Below are 12,934 nucleotides of genomic sequence, written 5' to 3'. Positions count from 1 at the left end.
CGCCTGCCCCTTGCTATTCATTTTGCGCTAGAAACCAAAACCTACACCAAAGGAGAAGCGCAAGCCATCATCACTATTGAAAAGTGCCATGCGCGCCGTGACAATATCAGCTCCATTAAGAAAAAATCCGCCTCCGTATGAGGTATGCCATTCTTTGGAATTTTCCATGGGCAACCACACCCTTCCATAATCAAAGCCACCATAAAACCCCATGGCCAATGGTAGAAGTTGTGTCTTTATTTTCCTAAGACTATATCTGATATCCGTATTTTGATAGTAAGATTTTTTACCGGTAAACCGTTGGTTTCTAAATCCCCTTAATCCATCAATACCCCCAATACTGGCGGCTTGATAAAATTCATAATCGTCGCCTATATTAAAATGTGCCTTCCATTTTGTAGCTAAAACCAATCTACCACTAGGTATTAACTTATAATCAAAAGCAAGACTGGGAACGACATAACCAAAAGCATTTCCGTTATCGGTACTTCTTTTATATCCTGCTGCAAGCGATGTAGACATTCCCATGGTTGGAAAAGCAGCATTATCCGTATTGGCATACGAATACTCCGCATCAACACCTACAAATTTATTTCCGGTCTCATCTCCGTTAGCCTGATAGTAAGTGTTGATAAATCTATCATCACTCTCTTCTACCTCTATGGATTCGTAAGATACGCCGGTTTTAAACTTAGCCCCGTATTGACCTCGCCATACCAAGGCCGGAGCAAATTTAAGTGTCTGTAAACGCACTCGGTTATAATCCATTCCCAAATCGTCATCAAAATTCTCGGTACTATTACCAAAATCGAAAAAATTGATAGCAAAGTTCGGACTGGTAAAACGAGCTCCCAAGTGTAAATTCCAATTTTCAAAAACATGGGCAAACTCACCACTGTACCCTAGTTCAAAACCACTGGTCGCAAAGTAAAAGGAAGCATCTACCTTATGTTGTTGGGTAAAAGGGTTCTGCCTGAAACCGTTGTACGTATAGGTATCACTAATTCCTATTTTAACGCCATCATCAGGGTTATAACCAATAGTAGGTATAATTTGATTTACAGAATTCCTAATTTGCAGTGGCAGGTAGTTGTTGGTGTTATAATCATCCGTAAGTTTTAATTTGGCGCCACTCAATTCCTCTATAGTGTTCTTCTTTGTTTTATAATCGTAAACAGCTATGTTACCGCCTTGACCTACCCTATAAATATCATTGTTCTGGCCACCCACCAAACGTATCTTAATAGCACTTCCTTCATCTCCGTTTACCTCAAATATATCATCATCATCCAGCCCATAAACCCAAACTTCTTTGGTGCTATTTTTATTGAAAACCTTGGAGAAAAACAACTTGTCCTTTTCACCTTTTATATTCCTATAGACCTTTACCTCTGTTTCTTTATCATTTAAGACGTTCACCTCAAACCAATCATCCTTATCGGTTCCTACCACTACCGCATATTTGTTAAGAACGCTATAATAGGTCTGCGCAGTTTCTTCAATTTTAGCGGATCGCGCCAATAAGATTCTTTTAATTTCTGCTACCGTTTCATCCCTCACCTCCTTAGGAAAGTGAGTAAACGCTTTATCAATGACTTCTTCGGTAAGATTTTCCCGAATGAACTTAGCCTGTTCTTGCCATTGCTCTGGGGTCGTTTCGGTCAAAAGCGCCATATCCAAAACATAGGTCTTTGGCGAAGAGTTAAAACCTTTTACGTTTCTTATTTCTTCATTAAAACCTTCCATTAAATGTAAAGCCGGAATTATCCTTGTGGCCAGATTCATAAAAAAACCATCACCATGTTTAGAATACACCATATCACGGTCCCTAGGCACTGGTTTATAAAGAACCTTATCATTTTTCTTATCCTTAAATTCTGCCCAACGCCATTGATCTACATGACGGTCCCAATCGCCCATAACCATATCAAAAAGTCGCGCTCTTAAATACATTTCAGAGTCTACGGCATATTTCTCATCGTCCCGTAAATCTTCCAGCATGCTATTCGTACTTTTTAGTTCATTGGCGTACCCAAAGCTTTTTAGATTTCCATGACCATCACCGGCATGTTCCTCTATCATATATAGCTCATTTCCAAAGGATTCATTAAAATCCTTAAGAGCTGGTTGCTTTGGCACATAATAAAGTACCGGGTTTGTATGGTATAGTCCCACGGCATCGGATAGCTCTGCCGTAGTAAAAGGCCCATAAGGGTGAGATCCTGTGTAAAAGTCAAGAAGGAAATTTTCTGTATAAGTATTTTCAAAATCACCCATTACATATTGTTCCTGAAAGGCCATGGCCTGCAAATATAGTTCCGCATCCTTACGAAGGGCCCGCATTACAAATTCCTTACCATCCTTATCCCTTAATCGCAATGATTTTGATTGATGTCCTCCTCCTTTATGAACAGGAACAAGACCTCCCATAAGAGTATCCAAATTTACCGTTGGGGCTTCTACTTTTGTGGCATAGTATTTACGGTACCGGTCTCCCCATAGAAACTTAAAGAAACCGCTTCTATCTATTTCATCCTCGGAATAAACCGAAGCTTTTACCGTTGTCGGGAATTTCTCATCATACTTGCCTTGAAACAACTTTCGGTCCGGTGGTAATACTTGCGAAGTGAATAAAAATTCCTCGCCCTTATTACCATCTACTCCAAAGTATCTAACTTGAGAAGAACCGTCCGTATAAACCTCCAAGGTAGCATAACCCCTTTGCCCCGTAGAAAATTTGCTGCCGTTCAAGAGACGGGTAGTTCCCGTTTTGGCCCCGGAACCGCTCACTATTTGAGGAGTATTCTCCTCCACAATATATTGCAACGTATGTTCGTGCCCCGAAGCCAAAATAACTTTTTCCGAGTATTGGGCCAAGGTCAACAACCGCTTCCTGAGCTCTGTATACCGTTTGTTACTCATATCTTCTATAGATGCCCCTGTAGTTCTTCTTAAAAGATGTACAAAACTTCCTAGAATAGGCAAAGGACCAACTTTTCCTTTAGGATACAAATATGCCTTTGTGGAATATTGACCTCCGTGCGGACCGTAGCTAAACATAGGATGGTGCATAGCGATTATAGTGGTGTTCTGCCGGTTGTCTTTAATTTCGTCTTCGAGTTCCAGCCAAAACGCATCGCGCGTTTTAATATCGCATTTATCATTAATATCAGGGCGCTTGTCCCAATTGGTCAAGTACCACTCCGTATCTATTGCAATTACGGTAATGTTATCCGTTACCTCTATGGTTTCTATAGGACAACCATCTTCGGGAAAAAAAACATCTTTACTGTCCAGTTGTTCCTGAATGTAATCTTGTTCTCGTTCCAAACCTACCAAACCTTCCGTATACCAATCATGGTTGCCCGGTATAAAAATAGGGGCTCCCTTAAAATTATCCAGGGTCTTTAATTGCGCATCCAAATCGTTCTTGGCCTTAATGTACGCTGCGGTAGAGTCTTTAGGATCCGGAAGTCCTGCAGGGTAAATATTATCCCCTAAAAATAGTGCTGTACTATTTTTGTCCGCATCATCTAACTTGCTCTTGAAAATTTTAAGTGCATCGTTCATACCGTTCATAGGAGATAGTCCGGCGTCTCCAATAAGGTAAAACGTATGTGCAACTGTTTTGGTGGTAGAAACATCCTCTTTACCTTCCTCATTAGCGTACTTGGTCTTGGAGGTCGCACATCCCACGAACAATACCACCAATGCTATTAAAGCAAAATGTTTGCCCAATAGAATACTATTCATTCTCAATATTTTGTAATTTGGAACCATAAATATTTTTTTATGCCGGATTTACTATCAAAAACCGAAGAATTTGCAATCAACCTATTAGTCAAAGATTTAGATACCAACTATTTGTATCATAATCTTAGGCATACTCAACGAGTTGTCAAAAGTACTAAAGAATTGCTTGATTTCTATAACTTAAACACTGTTGATAGTGACGCAATAACACTAGCCGCATGGCTTCATGACACAGGCTACACGCGTGGTGTTGAAAATCACGAAGAAAGCAGCTGCGAAATAGCTAAAGAATTTCTTGCAAGCCAAAATTGTAGTGCACAAACCATTGAAACGGTCTGCAATCTTATTATGGCTACAAAAAGAGGCTATGAGCCGCAGAATCTAATGGAAGAAATCATAAGGGACGCAGATGCATCCCATCTGGCACAATCCAGCTATGGGGAAACCTGTGAAATGCTGCGGCAAGAATTACAATTATTGGGTCTTGCAGAGCATTCACCAAAGGAATGGCGTAGAGCCAATATTAAGATGTTCCAGACAGAGCATCGTTTTTATACGGACTACGCACTTAAGAATTGGCAAGAAGGCAAGGACGATAACCTTAGAAAATTAGTAAAGCGCGATAAGAAACAAAAAAAGACCCTAAAGAAAGAGGAACTTAAAGTAAAACTAAAGAACCAAAGTCCGGAAAGGGGCATACAGACCATGTTTCGTGTTACTATGCGCAACCACCTAAAGTTGAGTGATATTGCAGATACAAAGGCGAACATTTTGTTATCCGTAAATGCAATTATTATCTCATTAATGCTTTCCAATCTTATACCAAAATTAGACAACCCCTCTAACGATTATTTGGTTATTCCGGCAGGTATTTTTGTGCTATTCAGTGTTATTTCCATGATTATGTCCGTTATGGCAACGCGGCCCAATGTTACTAGTGGTGAGTTTTCCAAAGAAGATGTACAGCAGAAGAAAGTAAATTTATTGTTCTTTGGAAATTTTCATAAAATGAAACTTGAGGATTATGAATGGGCTATACAGGAGTTGATTAAAGACCAAAAATATGTTTACGACTCCCTAACCAAAGATCTTTACTTTTTGGGAGTTGTATTGGATAGAAAGTATAAACTATTACGTTGGACCTATACCATCTTTATGATAGGAATGACCCTATCCGTAATCGCATTTTTTGTAGCGTTGAAATTCTACGGTCCCGAAAGAATAATTGAGTTACCTACCTAAGCCTTTAATTCGTTCATAAGGTCTTCATAGGTATACGTCTTTTCCTCATTGTTTTGCTTGGTCTTGTAGAGAATGTCTGCCCTAATGGCTTTCAATCCGCTAACACCTTGTAGACCTTCTAGCTCAACAATCTCTACCTTTCCGGTAAAATACCCTTTGGAGCGGAGAAATGTGATGTATCTTAGATACTCTAGCTCATCTTTTTTCTGCGAATAGACAATGACCATTTTTCCCGCTTGGGTCAAACGTTCATTGGTTCCTTTTATATAGGATTTATCTATACGCTTTTTGATGATCTCGTAACGTGCGTTATATGTGCCATCTACATCAAAACGTTTCTCATCCATTCTAAAACGTATAGAAAGCGAGGTACTGTACACCAATATAAGCGATGCCACGTCCAAAGGCACCGGAAGTTTAGGTTTTAGGGCATAATGCGCATTCTCCATTTCGCACATGACCTGTAACTGCCATAAACGAAGGTTATTGAGATAAAGCATATCAAAATCGCGATCACCTACTATTTCTTCGCCTATATACATGTTATGCTCAACACCATCTGTTTTATATCTTTCAAAATAGTGAGGAAACATGGCTTGGGCATTCTTCTGTTTTTTATCCATTAACCCCGCCAGCTTCATATTGATCTGTGTAACGCTCTCATCATAGTTACGTCTGTGATCGTAGTAAGACTCTGTACCCATATCAACCGACGATTCATAGAAAAGAATCAGGTTCTTCAAGTTCTCATCAGTTTTTTTTAAATGAGAGAAAACAGGATTTATTTCTTCGGTTACAAAATTAAAGATGGCCTGTTCACTATTGGTGTGGAGGCTATCCTTAATACTGTCCGTATGATTATTTACCCTAAACATCAACTCCTCATAAATAGGCAGCTTTGTTTTCTGCCAAGCCTCTTCAAGGACCTTACCAATAGTAGACAACTGAATCATAAGGTCCCGTTGTATAGCTATGTTTCTAGCTTGGGAAGAATTTTTTATATCCACCTGCCCATATAAAGGGTACACATCCTTAAAAACAATCTCCCTGAACGTTGGGTTTCTTCCTTCGGTAGAATCTTTTACAAAGCGTTTAGCTTCTTCCTCAAAACGCCAGTATACGGAATCGTGTACCGATGTACATTCATTTTGGATCACGGCATCGATCAGGTTGCTCTCCTCAATTTTAGAACGCAATACCGCAGATACGATAAAAGGCATTATATCCTCTAACTTATTAGCATTAACACTATTAAGGGCATTAACTTCATAAGCTACAAGCTCTAAAATTCCTAAAAGGTTTCCATTTTGCCCAATAGGTGCCAAAATAGCACTTTTGATACCTTGCTCCTTTAATCCCTTAAAAAGAGACATTTCGTCAGCAGTTTCATAATACCTATCTACGTCCGAAATGGCAAAATAACTATTCTCCTCCAGTAATTTGCGGTAGGACTTTTGGCACAAGGTACTGGCACAGGCTACTGAATCCCTTTCCCTTAAGAGGAAACTTTCCATACCACTGGCATACACCCTCTCAAAACGATTGTCTTTGGCATTGTACTCTACAAAACCAGCTTTCATGTTGGGCGTATTGAAGAAAGACCTAAAGGTTTCCTGCAGATTATCCATGAAATTCTTGCTGTTTCGCTTGTCATTAGCAATCAGGCTAGATTTTATTTCAGAGATAGAATGCTCCGCCGTAACATCAAACATATTGGAGATAACAAAACCTTTTGAAACAAAACTATGTGGCGGTATTTTCTCTTTCCACAAGTCTATATTATCAAAATTGTCCAACAACTCATCCACATCTTTCTGAGTGAGTTCCTTTGCCTTGTCCGTTGGCAAAATCTCCATAAAATCTGCATTGTACAGAATTCTATAGTGGCGCATTACACCGTTTTTATCCGGTATATCGTAAAAAAACGGTCTTTTAAAATCAAAATTGAACCCGTAATGAAAATTAAGGATTACGGTACATGCCACAATATACATTTGGTGTTCGGGCAAATTCCGCATTTGAGGCAAGAAGTCATCACCTCCGGCATCTTTTAATATTTTCTTAAACCGCTTAGAGGAATTAAAAATGATATTGTCATAGGGCAAAGAAGCCGCCTTTATTTCGTTGTTGGTAAGAACTTCCGAAAAGATATCCTGTAAAATTATATTAATGACATCCTTGTGTTTTTCAAGCAAAGCAACGTCATTAAACCCTGCGCGTAATTCCGGGTAGGGTTTGGCCGCATCTATAATGCGCTGTGCCATTTTCGCAGCCGTAATGTTATCGCTTTTGGCCATAACATCATACTGCCGCAAAAGCTTATCAAAGCTAATGAGCTGTATAATTGGCAAATCTATTTTACTATCTTCGTTCATCACGGTTCTTATAAGTCGCAAATACCTTCTTAAAGTTACAAAAGAAAATAATGTTTTGTTAAAACAAACTTTATGCCTTTCGTCGCTTTTTTTAGATATTTATGCAAATTTACAATATGTCGTCCAATACCCGGTTATCCAGAGCATACCAAAATGCCAAAATGGTACCTTTTGACGATGAATCGAAGTTTATCCTCTTTAGCGACTGCCACAGAGGTGACAATAGTTTTGCAGACGACTTTGCCAACAACCGAAACATTTACTTTCACGCACTAAATTTCTATTTTAAGGAAGGTTTTGATTATTGTGAAATAGGCGATGGTGACGAGCTCTGGGAGAACCGTTTTTTTGAATCTATATTTGAGGCCCATAAGAATGTATACGGACTATTGAGAAAATTTCATTTAGGCCGTAGACTACACATGATTTGGGGAAACCATGACATGGTCTACAAAGACCCACAGTATGTCAAAACACATCTAAGCAGTTATTTTGAACCCATAGACGGGGAATCCAAAGAGCTTTTTGAGGGCATTACATACCACGAAGGCATTATACTCCAGCACAAGGACACCCAACAAGAAATCTTTTTGACCCATGGTCACCAAGCAGATTGGTGGAACTATACTTTTTGGAGATGGAGCCGTTTTTTGGTTCGCGTTCTTTGGAAACCGCTACAGGTTTGGGGTATTGCAGACCCCACAAGCCCGGCCAAAAATTACAAAGAACTCATTAAAATAGAGCGCCGTATTAAACGGTGGATTTTAAAAAATAACTTGTTGATTACTATTGTTGGGCACACTCATAGACCACGCTTTCCGGAGCCTGGTGATATTCCGTTTTTTAATGATGGTAGTTGCGTTCACCCACGCAGTATTACGGGTATTGAAATAGAAAACGGCAGCATTTCACTGATCAAATGGCAGATATCAACCACAGATGATGGTACACTCCGTGTTGTACGGGTCTTATTGGAGGGGCCACAAAAGTTGACGGACTACCAGAAAGCAAAAGGTTAGAAGAATACGTATCTTTACCGCCACCATTAACTAATATTAAATTACATGTTTAAAAGAACACTATCCATTGCCCTTATTGCATTAGTACTTACTTCTTGCTGGAAAGATAAAAGCCCGGAAGACCTTATTCGTCTAAAAGATAAATTCAAGTCTCAGGTAAATGCTTTTGAGAACAAGAAAGAAACGGCCAATAAGAACGTGAACAAAGGCCTAGAATCGCTCAATGCATTAAAGAGTGCACTGGAAGACACAAAGAACGAAGACAAGGAATTTGCAAAGGTATATGGCGATTGGGAAAAGGTAGACCGCCGGGTACAAAATCTCAACAAAGAATACGAAGATTTAAAAGAGAAGGCTTCTAATCTTTTTGCTGCAATGGAAAAACAGACCAACAGCCTAAGTGATGAGACCAGCAAAAAAACGCTTTTAGGAGCCATTAAAAAAGCAAAGACCAAATACAACGGTACTTTAGCCAATACTTCAAAAGCCATTGACAAACTAAAACTTTTACATGGCGATGCCGTAGAGGTCGTAAAAGCCCTAGAAGTGGCTGCCGCCCTAAATTCCTTTGACAATATAAACGACCAGATGAAAAGTATAGAGGGCCGTGTAGATGGTATTATGCAAGAACTGAACGTAGCCGTTGTGGAAAGCAAAAAACTGTACGAAAAGAAGATTACCGAATTAGGAGAATAAGTCCCTAGCATGTATTGTTCTTTTTTGACGGAAAGCTTCAAAGCGCCTCATAATCTTGAAAACTGTGCATAAAACTTAATTTCATTATTTTAGCGCTAGCCCCAATAAAAAGCAGTAGTATGAAACGGTCCCCTCTCCTTCTTTTAACTCTTTTTATGTGGATGCTGGGCACATCTGTTTTTGCCCAGCACATAAAATTCAAGACCCTTAGTACTAACGACGGACTCTCTAACAACTCCATTACAGATATTGTTAGTGACCATGATGGGTTATTGTGGATTGCAACTTGGGACGGTCTTAATAGTTATAACGGAAATATGTTTACGGTTTACAAACACGACTTAAAAACCCCCAAGTCAATAGCCGGAAACAATATAGAAAGGTTAAAAAAAGACCGCGAGGGCCATATTTGGATACTCACCAAAGAGAAAAAGCTAAGCAGGTACATTGGTGACGGACAGTTTCAAAATTTTGTTTTTGATGATGCACCCAAATACGTAACGCTTACTAAAAATGGCAATATTGGAATAAAAACCAGTAAGTCCAGCTATACATTTACGGAAGGAAAATTTGTTAAATCCGAATTTGTTGAGGAGAAGCAAGAAGACAAAGGCATACTTAAGGGCATCTTGCTCAGCAAATATCCAAATTCAATTATAAACGATGTTCTTAAAGACCGATTCGGAAATATCTGGTACGCCACAAGAAAGAACGGCGTTTATATTATTCCAAACAATGCAAGTAATAGAGATAACGAGCAAATAGACCATTATTTCCATGACCTTTATGACCCTTATAGCTTTAAAAGTAATGAGGTAGAGAAAATATATGAAGATGGTTTTGGCAACATTTGGTTAGGACATAAAGATGGCGGACTAAGCATGGCCTATACAGGCTCCGAACAGATTACGACCATAACGCCCCATCCCTACGAATTCCCGCACCTACCTAACGAAACTATACGTGCCATTACAACAGATTTTAAAAGTCGTGTTTGGTTGGGGTACTATACAAAAGGCGTATTCTATTATGATCAAACAAAAGAATGTTTTGTAAAGTTCAAGATCAAAGAGGTGGCAAAAAATTCGGATTGGGAACGCATCCGTTCACTGTACACTGATAAATCGGGAGAAATCTGGATTGGCACCTATGCCGGCATTATCCGGATAAAAAACGGAAGTTATTCACTTTACCAATCAAAAAATATCCCGGAGCTGCCCAATGATAGAAACTACTCCTTTCAAGAAGACAATGCCAACAATATATGGGTAGCCTGCTGGGGCGGAGCGGCCAAATTCAACTTAAAAACAAATCAATTTGAATCATTTAAAGGACAAGAAGCCCTAAGTTCTTACCATATTAGAAATATAGCATACGCAGATAACGAACTACTGATAAGTACCGAGAACGAAGGTCTACTTCTATTGGACATCCCTTCAGGAACATTAAAAGACATTACGATTAATGACGGTATTTTGGGCAATAGCGTCTATTCCTCTTTTAAGGACAAGCAGTCCGGACATTACTGGATTGCCAGTTTGGGTGGCATAAGTATATATGACAAGAAAGACCGCCTGATTCATAATATTACCGAAAGAGAAGGATTACCAAGTCACATGGTTTATGGTATGCTTTTAGATAGCGATAAAATCTGGATAAGCACTACCAAAGGGATAGCTGCCGTTGACCGAAATGACTTTTCTGTAACGTCTTTAAATATGGACGAAGGCTGGCAAGGCAGGGAATTCTCCGAAGGCGCCTATTACCAAGATCGAAAAGGCTCTATATTCTTTGCCGGAATAAATGGCCTAAACCACTTTTCCCCCACAACTATCAATATTACCAAAGAGCTCCCCAAGCTTAAAGTGCATATTGACAATAGCAATGATTTTTCCCAAGGCATAACAAAAAACTATACCGAAAATTCTATAGAAGTATCCATAGAGCCCATTGTTTTTACTAAAGACCCCAATAATCAGATACTCTACAAATTGGTGGGATATGACAGTGAGTTTAAATCCTTCTCGGATTCCCCTATTCACTACACGGATTTGCCCGATGGAGAATACATTTTTGAAGTGAAAAATTCTTTATCCCAAGACCTTGCTTTTAAAAGTATACCTATTGTAATCCAAAAACCATTTTACAAAACTCCTTGGTTCTATATTTTGCTGTTGGCCACTACTCTTTTAGCATTTACGGGTTGGGTATTGGTACGAAACCGAAATATTGCAAAAAACCAGAAAAAACTAGAGCTTAAAATTGAAGAACGAACGCAAACCATAAACCGCCAAAAGGAAAGATTAGTTAAAGTAAACGAAACCTTAGATGAGAAGAACAAGGAAATAAACCGCCAAAGAGAGGAGCTTTTAAATTCCTATCACCAGCTTAAAAATGAAGATTTTGAAATTGAAAAATTTAAGACCTTCGTCCTGTCCGAATTTAAGGAACCAGTTTCCAAGATTATAGAGAACTCAAAACAACTTGAGCAAAATGAAGGCGTAAAACAGAATATAAACAACGAATCCAACAGGTTGATTACATTACTTTCGGAATGGGATTACCTTACCAATTCCAAAGATATTGGCGAACTTAAAAAATCGGCAACCAAAATAAAGCAATCCATAAAAATCTTAGTTGACGGACTTTCTGCGCACGCCAAAAAATCAAAAATAAACTTAGATTACTCCTTAAACATAGAAGACCAATGGGTTGAGTTGGACTCTCTACGCTTTAAACTATTTTTTAAATATCTGTTTAATGACATCTTAAAATACATTTCCAAGAACAGCTTTTTAAAGGTAATTGTACGAACGGTAGATACGTCATTAGAACTTGTTATTGAATCAAATAGTAAAGTCCTTATTGATAATTTTTTCAGCATACAGCATTATAGTCCTTACTATAGAGCTGCTAACACCCTATTAACGGCCATGGAAGGGACTCTGACCGTAAAAAACGAAGAAACCCTGACCATTTCTGCACTGTTGCCTATAAAAGTCGTGGACACCAATCAAAAAACGGAAGAGGTATTATGGAAACACTTAGACCTGAACCAAAAACTACCATCTGACAAAAACAATATCCTTATATTCTGTAACGACAACGATTACCTACCTGCCTTTCAGCTGTTTGACGACCCGGAAAACAATTTAGTATTTGAACGTACCTCAGCAGCAATTTCCTCCGCTATTAAGCTTGTGAACATTCACTGCTTGGTGTTGTACAACATTACCATTGACGAGCAGTTGGTCCAACTGTTTCATCTTACCAAGAACAACGGAAAACAAATGGCGCTTCCTACCCTTTACATATCCGAAGATATTGACCACGCCCTACGAATACAGACCACTGAGCTTGGTGTTGATGCTTTTATACAGTTGCCTGTTAGCAAATCTTTTATTCAAAGTAAGCTCACAAAACTACTATCCGTTAGAAAAGAATTTGCCAATCACAGTGCCAAACACTTGTTTTTAGAAACACCTTTTACAGAGGACCAAACTTTATCCGTTAATGAAAAATTAGTAAAAAAGGCACTGAAGCTTATAAATGAAAACCTTCACGACCCATCCTTCAACGTTCAGAAGTTGAAAGAAATGCTTTTCGTATCCAAAATAAAATGCTACCGCGCCTTTAAAGAAGTACTGCAACAATCCCCTTCCGACGTAATTATAAAACTCAGATTGCAAAAAGCGGAATATCTCCTCCAAAACCGCTCATTGAACATTTCTGAAATAAGTACGGAGTGCGGTTTTAACGACCCAAAGTATTTTAGCCGTCTATTTAAGAAGAATTTTGACTATAGTCCAAAAGGGTATAGGGCAAAAATGGCTCAACCTTAGTGTTAAC

General features: G+C 38.9%; 6 protein-coding genes. 4 read left to right on the top strand and 2 right to left on the bottom strand.

Annotated elements, in window-relative coordinates:
• Positions 1–27: 27 nt before the first annotated feature.
• A complete protein-coding gene (locus H9565_RS03780; protein WP_215437681.1) occupies positions 28–3,753 on the bottom strand; it encodes a metallophosphoesterase in 3,726 nt (1,241 codons plus the stop codon).
• Between the two features lie 39 nt (positions 3,754–3,792).
• Here H9565_RS03780 and H9565_RS03775 point away from each other — a divergent pair, with 39 nt between their 5' ends.
• Entirely contained in the window at positions 3,793–4,995 is a 1,203-nt protein-coding gene (locus H9565_RS03775; RefSeq protein WP_215437679.1) for a Pycsar system effector family protein, read from the top strand.
• On the opposite strand, the gene H9565_RS03770 is transcribed toward H9565_RS03775, so the two are convergent.
• Positions 4,992–7,370 carry a GAF domain-containing protein gene (locus H9565_RS03770; protein WP_215437676.1) on the bottom strand — a complete coding sequence of 793 codons (2,379 nt, stop codon included), beginning with the start codon at positions 7,368–7,370 and terminating at the stop codon, positions 4,992–4,994. The genes H9565_RS03775 and H9565_RS03770 overlap by 4 nt on opposite strands.
• A gap of 116 nt (positions 7,371–7,486) precedes the next feature.
• On the opposite strand from H9565_RS03770, the gene H9565_RS03765 reads away from it, so the two are divergent.
• The 3 genes from H9565_RS03765 (at position 7,487) to H9565_RS03755 (ending at position 12,927) form a co-directional block, all read left to right on the top strand.
• A complete protein-coding gene (locus H9565_RS03765; RefSeq protein ID WP_215437673.1) occupies positions 7,487–8,389 on the top strand; it encodes a metallophosphoesterase family protein in 903 nt (300 codons plus the stop codon).
• Positions 8,390–8,434: 45 nt separating this feature from the next.
• Positions 8,435–9,085 carry a hypothetical protein gene (locus H9565_RS03760; RefSeq protein ID WP_215437670.1) on the top strand — a complete coding sequence of 217 codons (651 nt, stop codon included), beginning with the start codon at positions 8,435–8,437 and terminating at the stop codon, positions 9,083–9,085.
• Between the two features lie 119 nt (positions 9,086–9,204).
• Entirely contained in the window at positions 9,205–12,927 is a 3,723-nt protein-coding gene (locus tag H9565_RS03755; protein WP_215437668.1) for a two-component regulator propeller domain-containing protein, read from the top strand.
• The last annotated feature ends 7 nt before the right edge of the window (positions 12,928–12,934 follow it).

Source organism: Zobellia russellii (genome assembly GCF_018728565.1).
Taxonomy (GTDB): Bacteria; Bacteroidota; Bacteroidia; order Flavobacteriales; family Flavobacteriaceae; genus Zobellia; species Zobellia russellii.
This window is presented reverse-complemented; position numbering and strand designations above follow the sequence as displayed.

Coding starts and splice junctions, on each gene's coding strand:
- H9565_RS03780 (WP_215437681.1), bottom strand. CDS start 3,753: ATGAATAGTATTCTATTGGGCAAACATTTTGCTTTAATAGCATTGGTG.
- H9565_RS03760 (WP_215437670.1), top strand. CDS start 8,435: ATGTTTAAAAGAACACTATCCATTGCCCTTATTGCATTAGTACTTACT.
- H9565_RS03765 (WP_215437673.1), top strand. CDS start 7,487: ATGTCGTCCAATACCCGGTTATCCAGAGCATACCAAAATGCCAAAATG.
- H9565_RS03755 (WP_215437668.1), top strand. CDS start 9,205: ATGAAACGGTCCCCTCTCCTTCTTTTAACTCTTTTTATGTGGATGCTG.
- H9565_RS03775 (WP_215437679.1), top strand. CDS start 3,793: ATGCCGGATTTACTATCAAAAACCGAAGAATTTGCAATCAACCTATTA.
- H9565_RS03770 (WP_215437676.1), bottom strand. CDS start 7,370: ATGAACGAAGATAGTAAAATAGATTTGCCAATTATACAGCTCATTAGC.